The organism is Methylosinus sp. LW4, assembly GCF_000379125.1.
Lineage (GTDB): Bacteria > Pseudomonadota > Alphaproteobacteria > Rhizobiales > Beijerinckiaceae > Methylosinus.
On the sequence record NZ_KB900626.1, the window covers coordinates 1,845,977 to 1,865,666 of the forward strand.

Consider the following 19,690-nt stretch of genomic DNA (forward strand, 5'->3'; position numbering starts at 1 on the left):
CTCAGAACAGCGACTTGGCGGCGGCCGTCGCGGCCTCGACCACGGGAGCCGGATAGAGCCAGAAGCCGAGCAGGAACACGGTCGACACGGCGAGCACCGCGCGCAGCGACAGAGGCGATTGATCGAAAGCCGGCGCCGGCTCGTCGAAATAGATCACCTTGACGACGCGCAAATAATAGAAGGCGGAGATCGCGCTCGCCAGCACGCCGATGATGGCGAGCGGATAGAGCCCGGCGTCCACCGCCGCCAGCAGCACGTAATATTTCGCGAAGAAGCCGGCGAGCGGCGGCACGCCCGCGAGCGAGAACATCAGCATGGCGAGGAAGAAGGCCGCCGTCCCATTATTGCGCGAAAGACCCGAGAGATCGGAAATCTTCTCGACCGGGCGACCCTCGACGCGCATCTGCAGAATGGCGGCGAAGACGCCGAGCGTCATCACCAGATAAATGGCGAGATAGATGGCGACGCCGCGCACGCCCGCCTCATTGCCCGCCGCGAGGCCGACCAGGGCGAAGCCCATATGGCCGATCGAGGAATAGGCCATCAGGCGCTTGATGCTGGTCTGCCCGATCGCAGCGAAGGAGCCGAGCAGCATGGAGGCGATGGCGAGGAAGATGATGATCTGCTGCCATTGCGCGACAATGCCGGGGAAAGCGGTGACGACGATGCGCGCCGTGATGGCGACCGCGGCCATTTTCGGCGCCGAGGCGAAAAAGGCGGTGACGGGCGTCGGCGCGCCCTCATAGACGTCCGGCGTCCACATATGGAAGGGCGCGGCCGACATTTTGAAGGCGAGCCCGGCCAGCACGAAGACGAGTCCGAAGATCACGCCGAGCGGCGGCGCGCCGGTGATCGCCTTGGCGATGCCGTCGAAGGAGATCGTCCCCGAGAAGCCGTAGAGCAGTGAGGCGCCATAGAGCAGCATGCCGGAGGAGAGAGCGCCGAGCACGAAATATTTGAGGCCGGCTTCCGAGGCGCGGGCGTCGTCGCGGTCGAAGGCGGCTACGACATAGAGCGCCAGCGACATCAGCTCTATGCCGAGATAGAGCGCGATGAGATTATCCGCCGAGACGAGCAGCAGCATTCCGATCGTCGACAGAATCACCAGCACCGGAAACTCGAAATTGCCGAGCTTGGCGCGCTGCAGATAGTCGCGCGACATCAGTATGGTGACGAGCGAGCCGATCAGCGTCAGCACTTTGACGAAACGCGCGAAAGCGTCATCGACGAAGGCGCCCTCGAAGAGCGAGGCCTCCGAAGTCTGGCCGAAGAACAGCGCCAGAATGGCGAGGCCGAGCAGCCCCGCCGCGAGCTCGTTGACGAGGCCGAAGGCGCGCGTCCCGCGCCAGGCGCCGATGAGGATCAGCGCCAATACGCCGAGGGCGAGGATGGTTTCCGGCAGGAAGTGATGCGCGAGGGCGGTTGAGAACGACATCGTCAGCGACCGATCATTGAGCGGCCTGGGCGACGACATGCGCCGCATTGGCCAGGGCCGTGTGAGATTGCAGGAGATTGGCGACGGCGGCCGCGGAGGCGTCGATGATCGGCTGCGGCCGCACGCCGTAATAGATGGTCAGCGCGATGAGCGGCACGAAGAGGACGAGCTCTCGCGCCGAGAGATCGCTGATCGTCTGCAGCGACGGCTTCTCCAGCGCGCCGAACACCACGCGACGGTAGAGATAGAGCGCATAGGCCGCCGACAGCACCACGCCCGATGTCGCGAATAGCGCCACCCAGCTATTGGCGACGAAGGCGCCGGCGAGCGTCAGAAACTCGCCGACGAAGCCGGAGGTGCCCGGCAGGCCGACATTCGCCATGGTGAAGATCATGAAGGTCACGGCGTAGAGCGGCATGCGATTGACGAGGCCGCCATAGGCCGCGATCTCGCGCGTATGCATGCGGTCATAGATGACGCCGACGCAGAGGAAGAGCGCGCCGGAGACGAAGCCATGCGAGATCATCAGGAACATGGCGCCCTGCACGCCCTGTGTCGTCAGCGTGAACAGGCCCATTGTGACGAAGCCCATATGCGCGATCGACGAATAGGCGATGAGCTTCTTTATGTCCTCCTGCACCAGCGCCACCAGCGAGGTGTAGATGACGGCGATCACCGACAGCGCATAGACGAGCGGCGCGAAATAGGCGGACGCGTCCGGGAACATAGGCAGAGAGAAGCGGATGAAGCCATAGCCGCCCATTTTCAGAAGGATGGCGGCGAGGATCACCGAGCCCGCGGTCGGCGCCTCGACGTGGGCGTCCGGCAGCCAGGTGTGGACCGGCCACATGGGCATCTTCACCGCGAAGGAGGCGAAGAAGGCGAGCCACAGCCAAATCTGCATCGACGGCGGGAATTTCGTCTCGAGCAGAGTGACGATGTCCGTCGTCCCCGTCTTGCCGTAGATCGCCAGAATGGCGATCAGCATCAGCAGCGAGCCGGCCAGCGTGTAGAGGAAGAATTTGAAGCTGGCGTAGACGCGTCGCTTGCCGCCCCAAATGCCGATGATGAGGAACATCGGAATGAGGCCGCCCTCGAAGAAGAGATAGAAGAGCACGAGATCGAGCGCGCAGAACACGCCGATCATCAGCGTCTCGAGGACGAGGAAGGCGACGAGATATTCCTTCAAGCGAAACTTCACCGATTCCCAGGAGGCGAGAATGGCGAAGGGCGTCAGGAAGGTCGTCAGCAGCACGAAGGGAATGGAGAAGCCGTCCACGCCCATTTTATAGGTGAGGCCGGAGCCGAACCAGGCCCTCTCCTCGACGAGCTGGAAAGCGGCGCTCGCCGTGTCGAAACGCCCCCACACGACGAGCGAGAGCAGGAAGACGACGACTGTCGTCAGCAGCGCCGCCCATTTGGCGTTGCGAAGCGTCGCCTCGCTCTCGCCCTTCAGCGTGAGGATGAAGGCCGCGCCGACCAGCGGCAGAAAAGTGAGGCCGGTGAGAATGCCGAAGCCGAACATCAGCGCAGACCTCCTGCGACGAACCAGGTGACGACCGCCGCGACGCCGATCAGCATGGCGAAGGCGTAGTGATAGACATAGCCGGTCTGCAGCTTCACTGCGAGGCGGGCGCCGTCGACGACGCGAGCGGCGATGCCGTCCGGGCCGAGCCCGTCGATGATGCGTCCGTCGCCGCCCTTCCACAGCAGCCGACCGAGCGCGAAGGCGGGACGCACGAAGATCGCGTCATAGAGCTCGTCGAAATACCATTTGTTGAGCAGGAAACGGTAGAGCCGCGGAAAGGCGTGCGCGATCTTCTGCGCCGTGCCGGGCGCGAGCTGATAGACGAAGAAAGCGCCGAGGAAGCCGAGGATCATCATCACCGTCGCGGCATAGGACACCCAATGCGGGATCTCATGCATGGCGTGGAGAATGTGATTGTCGTGGCCGGTATAGAGCGCGCCCTTCCAGAACTCGTCATAGCCATGGCCGGCGAAATCGCCGATGAACACGGCGCCCGCCGCCACCGCGCCCACCGCCAGAACAGCGAGCGGGATCAGCATGACGATCGGCGACTCGTGCGGCGCATGATGGCCGTGGCCGTGAGCGTCATGGGCATGATCGTCATGGCCGTGAGCGTCCGCATGCGCGTGATCGTCGTGGCCATGCGCGGCGTGAGCGTCCGCATGAGACTCCTTCGCCTTGCCGAAGAAGGTCATGAAGACGAGACGCCAGGAATAGAAGGAGGTGAGGCCAGCCGCCACCACCGTCGAGATGAAGGCGAGATAGGCGACGCTGCGATGCTCGCCGGCGGCGAAGGCCGCCTCGATGATGGCGTCCTTGGAGAAGAAGCCGGCGAAGCCGAACTCGGTTCCCGGAATGCCGACGCCGGTCAGCGCCAGAGTGCCGATCGTCATCATGGCGAAGGTGAAGGGAATCTTGTTCCACAGTCCGCCCATGTTCCGCATGTCCTGCTCATGATGCATCGCATGGATGACCGAGCCCGCGCCGAGGAACAGCAGCGCCTTGAAGAAGGCGTGGGTGAAGAGATGGAACACGCCGAGCGAATAGGCGCCGACGCCTTCCGCCACGAACATATAGCCGAGCTGCGAGCAGGTCGAATAGGCGATGACGCGCTTGATGTCGTTCTGCACGAGGCCGATGGTCGCCGCGAAAAAGGCGGTGATGGCGCCGATCAGCGTGACGAAGGCGAGCGTGTCCGGCGCATATTCGAAGATCGGCGACAGGCGCGCGACCATGAACACGCCGGCCGTCACCATTGTGGCGGCATGGATGAGCGCGGAGACCGGCGTCGGGCCTTCCATCGCATCCGGCAGCCAGGTGTGCAGCAGGAATTGCGCGGATTTGCCCATCGCGCCGATGAAGAGCAGGAAGGTGGCCAGCGTCAGCGCGTCGAAATCGGCGCCGAACACATGAATCTTATGGCCGGCTATGCCGGGAACGGCGGCGAACACCTGCTCGAAGCTCAGCGATTGGGTGAGCTGGAAGATGAGGAAAATGCCGAGCGCGAAGCCGAAATCGCCGACGCGGTTGACGACGAAGGCCTTGATGGCGGCGGCGTTGGCCGAAGGCTTCTGATACCAGAAGCCGATGAGGAGATAGGACGCGAGGCCGACGCCCTCCCAGCCGAAGAACATCTGCACGAGATTATCGGCCGTCACCAGCGAGAGCATGGCGAAGGTGAAGAGCGACAGATAGGCGAAGAAGCGCGGACGAGCCGGATCCTCGTGCATGTAGCCGATCGAGTAGAAATGCACGAGAGCCGAGACGCTGGTCACGACGACCAGCATGACGGCGGTCAGCGAGTCGACGCGCAAGGCCCAATCGACGCTGAGCTTGCCCGAGGTGAACCAATTGGCGAGCACCGGCGCGCTCGCATGGCCATGGCCGAGCGCGACGTCGAAAAACTCGATCCAGGAGAAGCCGCAGGCGATGAACAGCAGCGTCGTCGTCACGAGCTCGGACGCCCGCGCGCCGATGCGCCGTCCGAATAGGCCCGCGATGAGAAAGCCGATGAGCGGCAGAAAGACGATTGCTTGGATCATCGGCGCTCAGCCCTTCAGAGAGTTGATGTCCTCGACCGCGATCGTGCCGCGGTTGCGGAAATAGGTGACGAGAATGGCGAGGCCGATGGCCGCCTCCGCCGCCGCCACCGTGAGGATGAACAGGGCGAAGACCTGGCCGGTCAGATCGCCGAGCGAGGCCGAGAAGGCCACGAGGTTGATGTTCACCGCCAGCAGGATCAGCTCGACCGACATCAATATGATGATGATGTTCTTGCGGTTGAGAATGATGCCGGCGACGCCGAGCGTGAACACGATCGCCGAGACGACGAGATAATGGGTGAGGTCGACGACCATTGCTGCGATCCCCTCAGACGCCCGCCCGCGAGGGCACTTTCTTGATCTCGATGACATTGTCGCGCGTGCGCGCGTTCTGCTCCTCGATCTTCTGCCGCTTGACGCCGGGACGGTGATGCAGCGTCAGCACGATCGCGCCGATCATGGCGGTGAGCAGCACCAGGGCCGACGCCTGGAAGAAGAGGAAATATTTCGTGTAGAGCACCTGCCCGAGCGCGGCCGTGTTGGAGACGCCGGCGACGATCGGCGCCGCAGCGGCTTCCTTCGCGCCGGGCGCGCTCTGCCAGCCGAGCGCGAGCAGGCCGAGCTCGCCGAGCACCACGGCGCCGACAGCAGCGCCCACCGGCAGATGCTTGCTGAAGCCCTGGCGCAGCTCGGCGAAATCGACATCCAGCATCATCACCACGAAGAGGAACAGCACTGCGACCGCGCCGACATAGACGACGACGAGGATCATGGCGAGAAATTCGGCCCCGGCGAGCAGGAAGAGCCCCGCGCCATTGACGAAGGCGAGGATGAGATAGAGCACCGAATGAACCGGATTGCGCGAGACGATCACCGCGAAAGCCGATGCGATCAGCACCGCCGAGAAAAGATAGAAGAATGCCACAGCCACTTTGTCGTCCTCTCTCGAGCGTCTCGTTGCGTCCGGCTCTCGTTGCTTCTCAGCGATAAGGGGCGTCGAGCGCGATGTTGCGCGCGATCTCGCGCTCCCAGCGCGCGCCATTCTCGAGCAGGCGCTCCTTATTGTAGTAGAGCTCCTCGCGCGTCTCGACGGCGAACTCCTGGTTCGGCCCCTCGACGATGGCGTCCACCGGGCAGGCCTCCTGGCAGAAGCCGCAATAGATGCATTTCACCATGTCGATGTCGTAGCGCGTCGTGCGGCGGGTCCCGTCATTGCGGCGCGGGCCGGCCTCGATGGTGATGGCCTGCGCCGGGCAGATCGCCTCACAGAGCTTGCAGGCGATGCAGCGCTCCTCGCCATTGGGATAGCGGCGCAGCGCATGCTCGCCGCGAAAGCGCGGGGAGATCGGGTTCTTCTCATGCGGATAGTTGAGCGTCGCCTTCGGCTTGAAGAAGTAGCGCATCGACAGGAAGAAGGCGGCGATGAACTCGGCGAGGAAGAGCGACTTGGCCGCAGAATCGAGCTTCATGACGTCACTCCCTTAGTTCGCGCCCGCCGAGCCGGCGAATTGCAGAATGCCGGCGACGACGATGACCATGACGAGCGAGATGGGCAGAAACACCTTCCAGCCGAGCCGCATGAGCTGGTCGTAGCGATAGCGCGGCACGAAGGCCTTCACCATGGCGAAGAAGAAGAAGAAGAATGTGACCTTGAGGACGAACCAGATGACGCCCGGGATCAGGGTGAAGGGCGCGATGTTCACCGGCGGCAGCCAGCCGCCGAAGAAGAGGATCGTCAGCAAGGCGCACATGGTCAGGATCGCCACATATTCGCCGAGCATGAACAGCATGTAGGGCGTCGCCGAATATTCGATCATGAAGCCGGCGACCAGCTCCGACTCGGCTTCCACCAGATCGAAGGGCGGGCGGTTCGTCTCGGCCAGCGCCGAGATGAAGAAGATGATGAACATCGGCAGCAGGCGCAGCCAATACCAGCCGAGAATGCCATATTGCGAATCCTGCGCGCGCACGATCTCGGTGAGATTGAGCGAGCCGGCGCAGAGCAGAACGGTGATGATGACGAAGCCGATCGAGACCTCGTAGGACACCATTTGCGCGGCCGAGCGCAGCGCCGATAGGAAGGGATATTTGGAGTTCGACGCCCAGCCGCCCATGATGATGCCATAGACGCCGAGCGAGGAGATGGCGAAAATATAGAGAATGCCGACATTGAGATCGGCGACCGCCCAGCCGTCATTGACGGGGATGACGGCCCAGGCGGCGACGGCGAGCATGGCCGTGACGAAAGGCGCCAGCAGGAACACGCCCTTATTGGCCGTGTCCGGGATCACCGGCTCCTTGAGCACGAATTTGAGCATGTCGGCGAAGCTCTGGAGCAAGCCCCAGGGTCCGACGACATTGGGTCCGCGGCGCAGCTGCACGGCGGCCCAGACCTTGCGGTCGATGTAGATCGCATAGGCGAGGTAGACCAGCAGAACGACCGTCAGAACGACGCTCTTCACGATGATCAGGAGAAGGTTCAGCAGCCAGCCGTCGATCACGTCCTTGCTCCTATTCCGCCGCTTGCTTCAGTCGATCCAGCGCCAGCGCCGAACATTCCGCCATTGTGGCCGAGGCGCGCGCGATCGGATTGGTGAGATAGAAATCCGTGATCGCAGGCGCGAAATCGTCCTTCCACGCGGTCGCCGGCTGCAGCGCCACCGCCTCGAGATCGGCCGCCGAGGCGGAGCCGATCTGATCGAGCCGCAGAAGATGCGGATGCGCCTCGCCGAGCTTGGCGCGCAGCTGCTTTTGCGAATCGAAGGGCAGCGGCGCGCCGAGAGCGCCAGAGAGCGCGCGCAGTATCGCCCAATCCTCGCGGGCGTCGCCCGGCGGGAAGGTCGCGCGCAGCGCCTCCTGCACACGGCCTTCCGTGTTCACATAGAGGCCGAATTTTTCCGTATAGGCCGCGCCCGGCAGAATGACGTCGGCGCGATGCGCGCCCTTGTCGCCATGCGTGCCGATATAGACGACGAAGGCGCCCGGCTCGATCGCGATCTCATCGGCGCCGAGATTGAAGACGAGATCGAGCGCGCCGGCCTTGGCGATTTCCGCCGCATCGAGGCCGCCCTGCCCCGGCGTGAAGCCGAGATCGAGCGCGCCGACGCGGGACGCCGCCGTATGCAGCACGCTGAAGCCGTTCCAGCCTTCCGACAATCCGCCATGCTTCTTGGCCGCCTGAGCGGCGAGCGCCAGAATGGCGCGGCCGTCGGGACGCGCCAGCGCGCCCTGCCCGATCAGCACGAGGCGCTTGGCGGAGCCCGTCGGCGCGCTTTCGACGAAGCGCGCCAGAGCGTCGGGGCCGGCGCCGAGATAATCGTAATCATAGGTCAGATCGGCCTTTTCGCCGATCAGCGAAATGTGGAAATCGCCCTTCAGCCAGCGCTTGCGGATGCGCGCATTGAGCACGGGCGCTTCCTTGCGCGGATTGGAGCCGATGATCAGCAGCGAATCCGCCTCGTCGACGCCGGCGATGGTGGCGTTGAAGAGATAGGAGGCGCGTCCGAAGCGCGGATCGAGCTTGGCGCCGTCCTGACGCGCGTCGAGATTAGCGCTGCCGAGCCCCTCGACGAGGAGCTTCAGCGCGTAGATCTCCTCGAGCGCGGCGAGATCGCCGACGAGCGCGCCGATCTTCTCGGCCTTCGTCGCCTTGGTCTTGGCGGCGACAGTGGCGAGCGCCTCCTGCCAAGTCGCGGGACGCAGCCGGCCGTTCTCGCGAATATAGGGGCGATCGAGGCGCTGCGCCTTCAGACCATCCACAACCTGGCGGGTCTTGTCGGAAATCCACTCCTCATTCACCGCCTCGTTGAGACGCGGCAGAATGCGGATCACCTCGCGGCCGCGAGCATCGACGCGGATCGCCGAGCCCAGCGCATCCTGCACGTCGATGGTTTCGGTCTTCTGATACTCCCACGGACGAGCGCGGAAATTCTGCGGCTTGGGCAGCAGCGCGCCGACGGGACAGAGATCGGTCACATTGCCCTGCAGCTCCGACGTCATCGCCGTCTGCAGATAGGTGGTGATCTCCATATCCTCGCCGCGGCCGATCGCGCCCATGTCGCTGGTGCCGGCGATCTCCGCCGTGAAACGCACGCAGCGGGTGCAATGGATGCAGCGGGTCATCGCCGTCTTGACGAGCGGACCAATATATTTGTCCTCGACCGCGCGCTTGTTCTCGGCATAGCGCGAGCTGTCACCGCCGAAGGCGAGCGCCTGATCCTGCAAGTCGCACTCGCCGCCCTGATCGCAGATCGGACAGTCGAGCGGATGGTTGACCAGCAAAAACTCCATCACGCCTTCGCGCGCCTTCTTCACCATGGGCGATTTGGTGAAGACTTCCGCCGGCGCGCCGTCTGGGCCGGGACGCAGATCCTTGACCGCGATGGCGCAGGAGGCCTGCGGCTTGGGCGGGCCGCCCTTCACCTCGACGAGGCACATGCGGCAATTGCCGGCGATCGACAGACGCTCATGGAAGCAGAAGCGCGGCACCTCGGCGCCAGCCTCCTCGCAGGCCTGCAGCAGCGTATATTCGGCCGGAACATCGACCTCGACGCCATCGACGAGAATTCTGGTCATTGGAATGCCTTACTCCGCCGCCACGCGCACAGGATCGGGATGCGGATTAGCCGCATAACGATCGATGCGCTTCTCGATTTCGCCACGGAAATGATTGATGAGACCCTGGATCGGCCAAGCCGCCGCATCGCCGAGCGCGCAGATCGTGTGTCCCTCGATCTGCTTCGACACGTCGAACAGCATGTCGATCTCGCGCTTGTGCGCGCGGCCTTCCGCCATTCGGGTGACGACGCGCCACATCCAGCCCGTGCCTTCACGGCAGGGCGTGCATTGGCCGCAGCTCTCATGCTTGTAGAAATAAGAGATGCGGGCGATGGCGCGAATGATGTCGGTGGACTTGTCCATGACGATCACGGCCGCCGTGCCGAGGCCCGAGCCGAGCTTGACGAGGCTGTCGAAATCCATCGGACAGTCGATGATCTGGTCCGCCGGCACGAGGCGCACCGAGGAGCCGCCGGGAATGACGGCGAGAAGATTGTCCGAGCCGCCGCGCACGCCGCCGCAATGGCGATCGATCAGCTCGCGGAAGGGAATGGACATGGCCTCTTCCACATTGCACGGCTTGTTCACATGGCCGGAAATGGAGAAGAGCTTGGTGCCCGTGTTGTTGGGCTTGCCGATGCCGGCGAACCAGCTCGCGCCGCGACGCAGGATCGTCGGCGTGACGGCGATGGATTCGACATTATTGACCGTCGTCGGGCAACCGTAGAGGCCGACATTGGCCGGGAACGGCGGCTTCAGGCGCGGCATGCCCTTCTTGCCCTCGAGGCTCTCGATCAGCGCCGTCTCCTCGCCGCAGATGTAAGCGCCGGCGCCGTGATGGACGTAGAGATCGAAGGGATAGCCGTGAATATTGTCCTTGCCTATGAGGCGCGCCTCATAGGCCTCGTCGATCGCCTTCTGCAGCGCGACGCGCTCGGCGATGAACTCGCCTCGCACATAGATATAAGAGGCGTGTGCGCCCATGGCGAAGGAGGCGATCAGCGCGCCTTCGATCAGCGTATGCGGATCATTGCGCATGATCTCGCGATCCTTGCAGGTGCCCGGCTCCGACTCGTCGGCGTTGATGACGAGATAGGACGGACGCAAGGGATCCGGCGTCTTGGGCATGAAGGACCATTTGAGGCCGGTGGAGAAGCCGGCGCCGCCGCGGCCGCGCAGCCCCGAATCCTTGACCTCCTGAATGATCTTGTCGCGGCCGAGCTCCAGCAGCGCCTTGGTGTTGTCCCAGGCGCCGCGCGAGCGGGCTCCGGCGAGGCTCTTGTCGCCTATGCCGTAGAGATTTGTGAAGATGCGGTCTTTGTCGGCGAGCATTGGTCGTTCACTCCGCCTGCGCTTTGGCGCCGTCGCCGTAGAAAGAAGTGAGGCTCGTCAGCGCGCCTTCCGGCTCCGAGGAGACGCGGCCCGTCTGCGAGCCGATCTTCACCGGCCGGCCGGCGGCGAGATCGTCGAGCAGCTTCTCGAAATTCTCGACCGTCAAATCTTCGTAATAGTCGTCATTGATCTGCACCATCGGCGCATTGCAGCAGGCACCGAGGCACTCGACCTCGAGCCAGGAGAACAGCCCGTCGGCCGTCACATGACGCTGCGGGCCGACGCGGCGCTCCAGCACGGCGATCAGCTCGTCGGAGCCGCGCAGCATGCAGGGCGTCGTGCCACAGAGCTGGATGTAGAATTTGCCGACCGGCTCGAGATTGAACATCGTGTAGAAGGTCGCGATCTCGAGCACGCGGATATAGGGCATGCCCAGCGTGTCCGCGACTTTCTCGATCGCCTTCTGCGGCAGCCAATAGTCGTTCTGCTTCTGCGCCTGCCACAGCGCCGGCACGACCATGGAGGCCTGACGGCCGTCGGGATATTTGGCGATCTGCGCCTCGAGCCACGCCTTGTTCTCGGGCGTGAATTCGAAGCTCGCGGGCTGCTCTTCGGCGAGACGACGTATGGACATCAGCGATCGACCTCCCCGAAGACGATATCGAGCGAACCAAGGATCGCCGAGACGTCGGCGAGCAGATGGTCCTTGCAGAGAAAATCCATGGCTTGCAGATGCGCGAAGCCCGGCGCGCGCAGCTTGCAGCGATAGGGCTTGTCGGTGCCGTCGGAGACGAGATAGACGCCGAACTCGCCCTTGGGGGCCTCGACCGCCGCATAGACCTCGCCGGCCGGCACCTTGAAGCCTTCCGTGTAGAGCTTGAAGTGATGGATGAGCGCTTCCATCGAGCGCTTCATCTCCGCGCGCGGCGGCGAGCAAATCTTATTGTTCACCGTCGCCACCGGGCCGCGATTCTCGGCCTTCAGCAGCTTATCGACGCATTGCTTCATAATGTAGGTCGACTGACGCATCTCCTCCATGCGGATCACCGCACGGTCGTAGCAATCGCCATTCTTGCCGACGGGAATGTCGAACTCCATCTCCTCGTAGCAGTCGTAGGGACGCGCCTTGCGCAAATCCCAGGGCGCGCCGGAGCCGCGCACCATCACGCCGGAGAAGCCGAACTTCCACGCATCCTCGAGCGAGATGACGCCGATGTCGGCGTTGCGCTGCTTGAAGATGCGGTTGCCGATGAAGAGCTCATCGAGATCCTCGAGGACCTTCAGGAACGGGTCGCAGAATGCGCCGATGTCCTCCACCAGCCGATCCGGCAGATCGCGGGCGACGCCGCCGGGACGGAAGTAATTGGCGTGCATGCGCGCGCCGCTCGCCCGCTCATAGAAGACCATGAGCTTCTCGCGCTCCTCATAGCCCCAGAGCGGCGGCGTCAGCGCGCCGACGTCCATGGCTTGCGCGGTGACGTTGAGGAGATGCGAGAGAAGTCGGCCGATCTCGGCGTAGAGCACGCGGATCAGCTGGCCGCGACGCGGCACCTCGACCTCGAGCAATTGCTCGATCGCGAGACAGAAGGCGTGTTCCTGATTCATCGGCGCGCAATAGTCGAGCCGATCGAAATAAGGCACGTTCTGCAGATAGGTGCGCGCCTCCATCAGCTTCTCGGTGCCGCGATGAAGGAAGCCGACATGCGGATCGCAGCGCTCGACCACCTCGCCGTCGAGCTCGAGGATCAGGCGCAGCACGCCATGCGCCGCCGGATGCTGCGGGCCGAAGTTGAGATTGAAGTTTCGCAGGCTCTGGTCGTTCATCGTGACAGTCCCAGCCGGTGGAAGAGCGAATAGCGAGGCTGGCGGAGCGCGCCGATTTTCATGACGGGCGCTCTCACTTGCTCGCCTTCTCGTCGCCGGGGAGATCGTATTGCACGCCCTCCCAAGGCGAGAGGAAATCGAACTTCCGATATTCTTGGGTGAGGTTCAGGGGCTCATAGACGACCCGCTTGCGCTCGTCGTCGTAGCGCACCTCGACATAGCCGGACATCGGGAAATCCTTGCGCAGCGGATGACCGTCGAAGCCGTAGTCGGTCATGATGCGGCGAAGGTCTGGATGGCCGTCGAACAGCACGCCGAAGAGATCATAGGTCTCGCGCTCGAACCAGTCGGCCCCCGGATAGAGGCCGGTCAGCGAGGCGACGGGCGTCGCCTCGTCGGTCTGCGTCTTCACGCGGATACGCTGATTATGCTTGGGCGAGAGGAGGTGCAGCACGACATCGAAGCGCAGATCGCGCTCCGGGTAATCGGCCGCGGTGATGTCGGTAAAGCTGACGAAGAGGAATTCGGGATCGTCGCGCAGCACGCGCGCGGCGTCGAGCCAGCGCGAGCGCTCCACTTCGACGGTGAGCTCGCCATAGGCGATCTTGAGGCCCTTCACCACGCCCGGCAGGGCCGCGGCGACCTTCTCGCCGAGCTTTTCGAGTTCCGCGCTCATTTCTCACCCTCGCGTCACGGAAAGCCGGCGGCTGTTCGCGCGTCGGCTCGCATCGCATTCTTCATTCTTGCGCGCTCCCCTGGAGAAGCGCGAACCGATCACCGCTCGATCGTGCCGCTGCGGCGAATCTTCTTTTGCAGAAGCAGAACGCCATAGACGAGCGCTTCGGCGGAAGGCGGACAGCCGGGGACATAGATATCGACGGGAATGATTCGATCGCAGCCGCGCACCACCGAATAGGAATAGTGGTAATAGCCGCCGCCATTGGCGCAGGAGCCCATGGAGATGACGTAGCGCGGCTCCGGCATCTGGTCGTACACCTTGCGCAGCGCCGGGGCCATCTTATTGGTCAGCGTGCCGGCGATGATGATGACGTCCGACTGGCGCGGGCTGGCGCGCGGCGCGAAGCCGAAGCGCTCGAGATCATAGCGCGGCATGGCCGCCTGGATCATCTCGACCGCGCAGCAAGCGAGGCCGAAGGTCATCCACATCAGCGAGCCGGTGCGCGCCCAATTGATGAGATCGTCGGTCGCGGTGACGAGAAAGCCCTTGTCGGCGAGCTCGTCATTGAGGCCGAGATAGAAGGGATCGTCGGCGCCCACCGGCTTGCCGGTGCGCGGATCGACGAGCCCTTTGGCGGAGGGCGCGACGAGAGTCGGGCTCTGGCGAGTGATCAATCCCATTCGAGCGCTCCCTTGCGCCATTCATAGACGAAGCCGACGGTCAGCACGCCGAGGAAGAACATCATCGACCAGAAGCCGAAGCTGCCCGCCTCCTTGAAGGCGACCGCCCAGGGAAAGAGAAAAGCGACCTCGAGGTCGAAGACGATGAAGAGCAGAGCGACGAGATAGAAGCGCACGTCGAATTTCATGCGCGCGTCGCCGAAAGGATTGAAGCCGCACTCATAGGCGGAGAGCTTCTCCGGGTCCGGCGCCTTGAAGGCGACCAGGAAGGGGAGAACCAGCAGCGCGCCGGCGATGATCGCCGCGAGGGCGATGAAGATCACGAGCGGCAAATATTGTTCGAGCAGGCTCGGCATGGCGATGTCCGACTTTTGCGGCGGGGGCGGCGATGTGACGCGGGGCGGGAGCCCCGGGCGCCGTCTGACCGCGCGTTCCGTAACCCAGCGTATAGGTCAAAGCAAGAGCCGAGCGCGTCTTTACCGAAGGGATTGGACGCGCCGACCTTACGCCCGCCCGCCCCCGCCGGAAAAAAATGCGCCGGCGCCCATCGATCAGGCGTCGCCGGGCAAGAGTTCGATGATCCGGGCGGCGGCCTTCATCTCCGCGAATCGGCGCTCGCGTCTGTCCATGGCCTCGGCGTCGGCGCCCCAGGCCTCGATCTGATGGTCCTCGTCGACATGGGCGGCGGCCCAGGCGGCCTCGACCTCCATCTCGCCCAGCGCCACGGCGAGCGCGATGAGGCAGGAGCCGGTCAGCGTCGTCATGGCGTGCAGCGCCGCGAGGCGGAAGGGCGCCTCCGCCCCCTGCCCTGCATAGGCGCGCACGGCCTCGGCCACCGCCGCCGTCGCCTCCGGCGACTGCGAGACGAACATCACGCCCGAGGTGACGGCGAGCTCGGCGCCGAGCCGCTGCTTGGCGAAGGCGAGCAGCGGGTCCCAGGCCGCCGCCTGCGCCGCTGCTAGGCCGGCCGGCTCGTCGGCGCGATAGCTCACGAGGTCGGAGCCCGCATATTTGGCGACGTCGGCGGCGACTTCCTCGAGCCGGTCGGCGACTCCGTCGATCGCCGAGTTCACCAGCCGCGTCAAAGGCATCGACGTCGGATTGAGCCTTTCCCCCTGCGCCCCCCATTCCTCGGCCAGCGCCGTGGTCAAGGGCGAGCATGGCGTCGTCAATATTCGCCGCGCCGGCGTCTTGACCGTCCGCCCGTCGAGCAGAACGGCGTAGCCGCCATCGGCCTCGCCGACGCTGGCCGATTGGTAGAATCGCTTCGGCAGCTCCGGCCTCGCGCCCCTCTGCACCGCATTGCGCAGCGGATTGCGCTCCTCATCGGGCACGAAAAGGCCTTCGGCGAGATTTTCGCTTTCATGGGACATGGGGCTCTCCTCGGGCGTGTCTCGCGCGCTCACGCGTCCGGCGCGGACAATATGGGATCGTCCTGCCCCACATCGAAGCCGAAAAACGCCCAGCTATTCTTCATATGCGCCGGCAGCGGCGCGGTGACGTCGAGCGTCCCGCCCTTGGGATGCGGCAGAATCAGCCGCCGCGCCAAAAGATGCAGCTTGGGCTCGAGCTCTGTGGGCATGGCGCGCATCGGATCGCGGCGGCGCACCTCGTCCTCCGGCCTATGGCCATATTTGGGATCGCCAAAGATCGGGCAGCCGATCGCCTCCGCATGGGCGCGGAGCTGATGGGTGCGGCCAGTCAAGGGCTTCATGGACAGCCAGGCGCAGCGCGGCGCCGCTTTGTCGACAATGGCGTAATAGGTCAGCGAATGCTGCGCGCCCTCGTCCCCATGGCGGGCGACGCGCATCTTCTCCCTTGCGTCGGCGGGATCGGCCGCGCGGCGCTCGCCGCTGCGGCGGGAGCGCTCGTCCGCCATATCGGCGCCCTTGGCGAGATAGAGAGAGACGCGGCCCTGCGCCGGCTTCGGCACGCCCTCGACCAGCGCCCAATAGATTTTATGCGCCTGCCGCGAGCGAAAGATTTCCCCGAGATCGGCCGCCATGCGCCTGTTCTTGGCGATCAGCAGCACACCGGAGGTGTCGCGATCGAGCCGATGCACCAGCACGGGCCGCTTGTCGCCCACCGCCAGCGATTCGAGCATTCCGTCTATATGCCGCTTCATGCCCGAGCCGCCCTGCACGGCGAGGCCATAGGGCTTGTTCAGCACGAGGAGATGCGCGTCCTCGAACAAGGTCATTCCAGCGAGCTCGCGGGCGTCCTCCGGCCGCGCTCGCATCACCGCCGGCGCCGCGACCGTCTCCAGCTTGAGCGGCGGCACGCGAATCTTCTGATTCTGCTCGAGCCGCGTGGAAGTATCGACCCGCTTGCCGTCCACCCGCACCTCGCCCTTGCGGCAGATTTTCGCGAGATGCGACAGGGCCAGCGCCGGAAAGCGCCTTTTGAACCAGCGGTCGAGCCGCAGCCCCGCCTCGTCCTCGTCGACGATCAGGGTCTGCACAGGCGTCGATTGCGGCGCCTGCGCCGCCTCCCCGGTCATGTCAAAGCCCTCACCAGATAAAGTCCGAGGAACAGCCCCGCGATCGACAAGCCCACCGAGCCGCCCACATAGAGCCCGGCCGCGAGCGTGTCGCCGCGCTCGATGAGCGTAGCCGCATCCAGCGAGAAGGCGGAGAAGGTCGTATAGCCGCCGAGCACGCCCGTGGTCACGAAGAGCCGCATCGACTGCGGCCAACCCGGCCCCGCCTTGAAGGCGAAATAGCCCGCGGCGAGGCCCATGATGAAGGACCCGCTGACATTTATGAGGAAAACGCCCCAGGGCAGCTGCGCGCCGAGCCAGCGCTGGCACGAGGAATTGACGAGATGCCTCAGAGTCCCGCCCAAGCCGGACCCGAGAAAGATGAGAAGAAGCGCGCGCATATGCGCCTTCTAGCGCAAGCGGACGGCGGCGTCACGGGAACCTAACGCGGTCAATTGCGCGGCTTCGATTCAAGCCCGATTTACGTATTGCCGCTAACATGCGTAATCTAGCCCCCGACGACTGCGTCGCCGTCGTGCAGAAACTATTGAGACTAAATAATATTCTACGGTCGTTATGCGGCCGCAACTCGTCAGCGCCCCAGTCCATGCGCGACTGGCGAGCGCCGCGCATGTGGAGCGACGGCCGTGAGACGACCAGATTTGCGCCCCAAGATCGGGGCGGAGCAGCGCGCCGCCGAGACGATCGCCGAGCCGCGCTTCGACGGCCGCTTCAGCCTGCCGCCGGACCAGCGGCGCTACGCCTGCCGCACCATCGACATGTCGGCGGAGATCGTCGCTCTGCGCAGCGACTTTCGGCCCTCGGTCGGCGACCGCATCGCGCTCGATCTCGACCGCTGGGGCCGTTTCGACGGCGTGGTGATTCGTCTCTTCGAGGGCGGCTTCACCGTCGACCTCGAGATCACGGATCAGCCGCGCGCCCATGTGGCGATGCAATTCGCATGGCTGACGCGACACGCCGCGCCGGACGCCCCGCAATGCCGCGATCACGAGCGTCTGCGGCCCAAGCGGCGCTTCACCACCTTCACCGTGGCGCAAGTGACCCTGCCCTGCGAGATCCTGGATCTTTCTCGCAGCGGCGCCTCACTGCGCACCGAGGTGCAGGTTCCCCCGGGCGAGAAGATCACGATCGGGAAGCGGACGCAGGCCGAGGTCATTCGCCAGACCGAGGATGGGTTCGCGGTCCGCTTCCGCCGTCTGTTGCCGCTCGAGATATTCGACGAAGACATAGACCTCTGAAATCTCCCCCAAAACGGTCGAAACCCGCAAAGGCCGCACAAAAAGCCGCTCCGCCCGATTGCAGGCCCCGCGCGCATGCGATAGTGAAGACGCAGAAGCCTCGTTTGCGCCCGTAGCTCAGCTGGATAGAGCGCTGCCCTCCGAAGGCAGAGGTCAGGGGTTCGAATCCCTTCGGGCGCGCCAATAAAAAAGTCCGTTGCGTCGAGGGCCGCCATCGCATCGACCCTGTTCGGATTTTTTTGTCTCCTGAGCTCTCGGCGCACGGAGTCGCGATCAGCCGAGCGGCCGCAGCGATCACCGGCGAACGCCTCATTCAGTCACGCAATGTGTTTCGCTTGCAACGGCGTGCGTGGGGGAACAAAGCGCCGGGCTCCACGGGCGGCGGCCATGAGCGCGCAGGCACTGTCGGATTGAAGGAAAGGAAGACTTCGAACGTCGGCGAAGGAGTCGCGCCAGCGTCTGGACGAGAAGGCGTCTTGGAGGAGCCGACGAGCCCGGCGGGCTGCTCGAGCGCTAATTTATAGTGTCTGGTTGCGGGGACAGGATTTGAACCTGTGACCTTCAGGTTATGAGCCTGACGAGCTACCGGGCTGCTCCACCCCGCGCCGAGATTACTTTGCCTCGTATGGGAGGCCTGGCATGCACGAGAAAGGGGAGCGGCGAATAGCGAATAGGATCGTCTACTCGCTATCGGCCGCTCCCCCGCTCGCGCAGTTTCGCGCATCGTTCGAAAAGGAAGCATTGCCCTTTGCAGGCCTGGCGACGACCTACTCTCCCAGGTCTTGAGACATAGTACCATTGGCGCTGAAGCGTTTGACGGCCGAGTTCGGGATGGGATCGGGTCTGATCGCTCCGCCGAGGCCACCAGGCCGGCAAAGGGCAAGAATGAAGCAAACTGTGATGTGTCTTTCGATCGCGTCCATCTTTGGGGNGATGGGCATTGATTAATGAGAACGATCAAGCCGATCGAGCTATTAGTACCGGTAAGCTCCGCGCGTCGCCGCGCTTCCACACCCGGCCTATCGACGTGGTCGTCTTCCACGGCTCTCGAGGGAGAACTCGTTTCGAGGTGGGTTTCCCGCTTAGATGCATTCAGCGGTTATCCCGTCCATACATAGCTACCCTGCACTGCGGCTGGCGCCACAACAGGTCCACCAGAGGTATGTTCATCCCGGTCCTCTCGTACTAGGGACAAATCCTCTCAATTCTCCGACACCCACGGCAGATAGGGACCGAACTGTCTCACGACGTTCTGAACCCAGCTCACGTACCACTTTAATCGGCGAACAGCCGAACCCTTGGGACCTTCTCCAGCCCCAGGATGTGATGAGCCGACATCGAGGTGCCAAACAACCCCGTCGATATGGACTCTTGGGGGTTATCAGCCTGTTATCCCCGGCGTACCTTTTATCCGTTGAGCGATGGCCCTTCCACGAGGGACCACCGGATCACTATGACCGACTTTCGTCTCTGCTCGACTTGTCTGTCTCGCAGTCAGGCAGGCTTATGCCATTGCACTCGACGAGCGATTTCCGACCGCTCTGAGCCCACCATCGCGCGCCTCCGTTACTCTTTGGGAGGCGACCGCCCCAGTCAAACTGCCTACCATGCACTGTCCCGGCCCCGGATGACGGAGCGCGGTTAGACATCCATGACGATAAGGGTGGTATTTCAAGGGTGGCTCCACACGAGCTGGCGCCCATGCTTCAACGCCTACCACCTATCCTACACATGCCGACACGAATGCCAGTGCAAAGTTACAGTAAAGGTGCACGGGGTCTTTCCGTCTGACCGCAGGAACCCCGCATCTTCACGGGGAATTCAATTTCACTGAGCTGACGCTGGAGACAGCGGGGAAGTCATTACGCCATTCGT

The 19,690-nt window shown here is 63.9% G+C and carries 18 protein-coding genes, 2 tRNA genes and 2 rRNA genes (1 of these 22 only partly in view); 2 read left to right on the forward strand and 20 right to left on the reverse strand.

Annotated elements, in window-relative coordinates:
• Window position 1: 1 nt before the first annotated feature.
• The 17 genes from nuoN to crcB form a co-directional block, all read right to left on the reverse strand.
• A complete protein-coding gene (nuoN, locus tag METLW4_RS0109395) occupies window positions 2-1,435 on the reverse strand; it encodes an NADH-quinone oxidoreductase subunit NuoN (protein WP_026191388.1) in 1,434 nt (477 codons plus the stop codon).
• A 13-nt stretch (window positions 1,436-1,448) separates the two neighbouring features.
• On the reverse strand, window positions 1,449-2,960 hold the full coding sequence (locus METLW4_RS0109400) for an NADH-quinone oxidoreductase subunit M (protein WP_018265956.1): 1,512 nt from the start codon (window positions 2,958-2,960) through the stop codon (window positions 1,449-1,451).
• Complete coding sequence (nuoL, locus tag METLW4_RS0109405) at window positions 2,960-5,005, reverse strand: NADH-quinone oxidoreductase subunit L (RefSeq protein ID WP_018265957.1); 2,046 nt, start codon at window positions 5,003-5,005, stop codon at window positions 2,960-2,962. The genes METLW4_RS0109400 and nuoL overlap by 1 nt, the downstream gene beginning before the upstream one ends.
• A 6-nt stretch (window positions 5,006-5,011) precedes the next feature.
• Window positions 5,012-5,320, reverse strand: a complete 309-nt coding sequence (gene nuoK / locus METLW4_RS0109410) for an NADH-quinone oxidoreductase subunit NuoK (RefSeq protein WP_018265958.1) — start codon at window positions 5,318-5,320, stop codon at window positions 5,012-5,014.
• Between the two features lie 13 nt (window positions 5,321-5,333).
• Window positions 5,334-5,936: an NADH-quinone oxidoreductase subunit J gene (locus METLW4_RS0109415; RefSeq protein WP_026191389.1), complete on the reverse strand. Its 603-nt coding sequence runs from the start codon at window positions 5,934-5,936 to the stop codon at window positions 5,334-5,336.
• A gap of 49 nt (window positions 5,937-5,985) precedes the next feature.
• A complete protein-coding gene (gene nuoI, locus METLW4_RS0109420; protein ID WP_018265960.1) occupies window positions 5,986-6,474 on the reverse strand; it encodes an NADH-quinone oxidoreductase subunit NuoI in 489 nt (162 codons plus the stop codon).
• Between the two features lie 12 nt (window positions 6,475-6,486).
• Entirely contained in the window at window positions 6,487-7,506 is a 1,020-nt protein-coding gene (gene nuoH / locus METLW4_RS0109425) for an NADH-quinone oxidoreductase subunit NuoH (RefSeq protein ID WP_018265961.1), read from the reverse strand.
• Between the two features lie 10 nt (window positions 7,507-7,516).
• Complete coding sequence (gene nuoG / locus METLW4_RS0109430; RefSeq protein WP_018265962.1) at window positions 7,517-9,580, reverse strand: NADH-quinone oxidoreductase subunit NuoG; 2,064 nt, start codon at window positions 9,578-9,580, stop codon at window positions 7,517-7,519.
• A 9-nt stretch (window positions 9,581-9,589) separates the two neighbouring features.
• Window positions 9,590-10,894 carry an NADH-quinone oxidoreductase subunit NuoF gene (gene nuoF / locus METLW4_RS0109435; RefSeq protein WP_018265963.1) on the reverse strand — a complete coding sequence of 435 codons (1,305 nt, stop codon included), beginning with the start codon at window positions 10,892-10,894 and terminating at the stop codon, window positions 9,590-9,592.
• A gap of 7 nt (window positions 10,895-10,901) precedes the next feature.
• Window positions 10,902-11,528 carry an NADH-quinone oxidoreductase subunit NuoE gene (gene nuoE / locus METLW4_RS0109440; RefSeq protein ID WP_018265964.1) on the reverse strand — a complete coding sequence of 209 codons (627 nt, stop codon included), beginning with the start codon at window positions 11,526-11,528 and terminating at the stop codon, window positions 10,902-10,904.
• Window positions 11,528-12,718: an NADH-quinone oxidoreductase subunit D gene (locus tag METLW4_RS0109445; protein ID WP_018265965.1), complete on the reverse strand. Its 1,191-nt coding sequence runs from the start codon at window positions 12,716-12,718 to the stop codon at window positions 11,528-11,530. The genes nuoE and METLW4_RS0109445 overlap by 1 nt, the downstream gene beginning before the upstream one ends.
• A gap of 73 nt (window positions 12,719-12,791) precedes the next feature.
• Window positions 12,792-13,394 (reverse strand): NADH-quinone oxidoreductase subunit C, encoded by a 603-nt coding sequence (locus METLW4_RS0109450; protein WP_018265966.1) that lies wholly within the window; start codon window positions 13,392-13,394, stop codon window positions 12,792-12,794.
• A gap of 98 nt (window positions 13,395-13,492) precedes the next feature.
• Window positions 13,493-14,077: a NuoB/complex I 20 kDa subunit family protein gene (locus METLW4_RS0109455; protein WP_018265967.1), complete on the reverse strand. Its 585-nt coding sequence runs from the start codon at window positions 14,075-14,077 to the stop codon at window positions 13,493-13,495.
• Window positions 14,068-14,433 (reverse strand): NADH-quinone oxidoreductase subunit A, encoded by a 366-nt coding sequence (locus METLW4_RS0109460; protein ID WP_018265968.1) that lies wholly within the window; start codon window positions 14,431-14,433, stop codon window positions 14,068-14,070. Before METLW4_RS0109460 ends, METLW4_RS0109455 begins: the two co-directional genes overlap by 10 nt.
• Window positions 14,434-14,628: 195 nt before the next feature.
• Window positions 14,629-15,450, reverse strand: a complete 822-nt coding sequence (locus METLW4_RS0109465) for an ATP12 family chaperone protein (protein ID WP_018265969.1) — start codon at window positions 15,448-15,450, stop codon at window positions 14,629-14,631.
• Window positions 15,451-15,479: 29 nt separating this feature from the next.
• Complete coding sequence (locus METLW4_RS0109470) at window positions 15,480-16,577, reverse strand: RluA family pseudouridine synthase (RefSeq protein ID WP_018265970.1); 1,098 nt, start codon at window positions 16,575-16,577, stop codon at window positions 15,480-15,482.
• Window positions 16,574-16,957, reverse strand: a complete 384-nt coding sequence (gene crcB, locus METLW4_RS0109475) for a fluoride efflux transporter CrcB (RefSeq protein ID WP_018265971.1) — start codon at window positions 16,955-16,957, stop codon at window positions 16,574-16,576. Before crcB ends, METLW4_RS0109470 begins: the two co-directional genes overlap by 4 nt.
• A gap of 246 nt (window positions 16,958-17,203) precedes the next feature.
• Here crcB and METLW4_RS0109480 point away from each other — a divergent pair, with 246 nt between their 5' ends.
• Both METLW4_RS0109480 and METLW4_RS0109485 read left to right on the forward strand, forming a co-directional pair.
• Complete coding sequence (locus tag METLW4_RS0109480; protein ID WP_245258429.1) at window positions 17,204-17,815, forward strand: PilZ domain-containing protein; 612 nt, start codon at window positions 17,204-17,206, stop codon at window positions 17,813-17,815.
• 106 nt (window positions 17,816-17,921) lie between these two features.
• Window positions 17,922-17,998: transfer RNA gene (locus tag METLW4_RS0109485), tRNA-Arg, on the forward strand.
• 345 nt (window positions 17,999-18,343) lie between these two features.
• Here METLW4_RS0109485 and METLW4_RS0109490 read toward each other — a convergent pair.
• The 3 genes from METLW4_RS0109490 to METLW4_RS0109500 form a co-directional block, all read right to left on the reverse strand.
• Window positions 18,344-18,420 (reverse strand) — tRNA-Met (locus tag METLW4_RS0109490).
• 149 nt (window positions 18,421-18,569) lie between these two features.
• Window positions 18,570-18,684, reverse strand: a 5S ribosomal RNA gene (rrf, locus tag METLW4_RS0109495).
• A gap of 84 nt (window positions 18,685-18,768) precedes the next feature.
• Window positions 18,769-19,690, reverse strand: a 23S ribosomal RNA gene (locus tag METLW4_RS0109500); it runs 1,934 nt beyond the window's last position.

Bases quoted from the DNA above. Each gene is read 5' to 3' on its own strand.
- nuoN (WP_026191388.1), bottom strand. From the start codon at position 1,435: ATGTCGTTCTCAACCGCCCTCGCGCATCACTTCCTGCCGGAAACCATC.
- METLW4_RS0109400 (WP_018265956.1), bottom strand. From the start codon at position 2,960: ATGTTCGGCTTCGGCATTCTCACCGGCCTCACTTTTCTGCCGCTGGTC.
- nuoL (WP_018265957.1), bottom strand. From the start codon at position 5,005: ATGATCCAAGCAATCGTCTTTCTGCCGCTCATCGGCTTTCTCATCGCG.
- nuoK (WP_018265958.1), bottom strand. From the start codon at position 5,320: ATGGTCGTCGACCTCACCCATTATCTCGTCGTCTCGGCGATCGTGTTC.
- nuoI (WP_018265960.1), bottom strand. From the start codon at position 6,474: ATGAAGCTCGATTCTGCGGCCAAGTCGCTCTTCCTCGCCGAGTTCATC.
- nuoG (WP_018265962.1), bottom strand. From the start codon at position 9,580: ATGACCAGAATTCTCGTCGATGGCGTCGAGGTCGATGTTCCGGCCGAA.
- nuoF (WP_018265963.1), bottom strand. From the start codon at position 10,894: ATGCTCGCCGACAAAGACCGCATCTTCACAAATCTCTACGGCATAGGC.
- nuoE (WP_018265964.1), bottom strand. From the start codon at position 11,528: ATGTCCATACGTCGTCTCGCCGAAGAGCAGCCCGCGAGCTTCGAATTC.
- METLW4_RS0109445 (WP_018265965.1), bottom strand. From the start codon at position 12,718: ATGAACGACCAGAGCCTGCGAAACTTCAATCTCAACTTCGGCCCGCAG.
- METLW4_RS0109450 (WP_018265966.1), bottom strand. From the start codon at position 13,394: ATGAGCGCGGAACTCGAAAAGCTCGGCGAGAAGGTCGCCGCGGCCCTG.
- METLW4_RS0109455 (WP_018265967.1), bottom strand. From the start codon at position 14,077: ATGGGATTGATCACTCGCCAGAGCCCGACTCTCGTCGCGCCCTCCGCC.
- METLW4_RS0109460 (WP_018265968.1), bottom strand. From the start codon at position 14,433: ATGCCGAGCCTGCTCGAACAATATTTGCCGCTCGTGATCTTCATCGCC.
- METLW4_RS0109465 (WP_018265969.1), bottom strand. From the start codon at position 15,450: ATGTCCCATGAAAGCGAAAATCTCGCCGAAGGCCTTTTCGTGCCCGAT.
- METLW4_RS0109470 (WP_018265970.1), bottom strand. From the start codon at position 16,577: ATGACCGGGGAGGCGGCGCAGGCGCCGCAATCGACGCCTGTGCAGACC.
- crcB (WP_018265971.1), bottom strand. From the start codon at position 16,957: ATGCGCGCGCTTCTTCTCATCTTTCTCGGGTCCGGCTTGGGCGGGACT.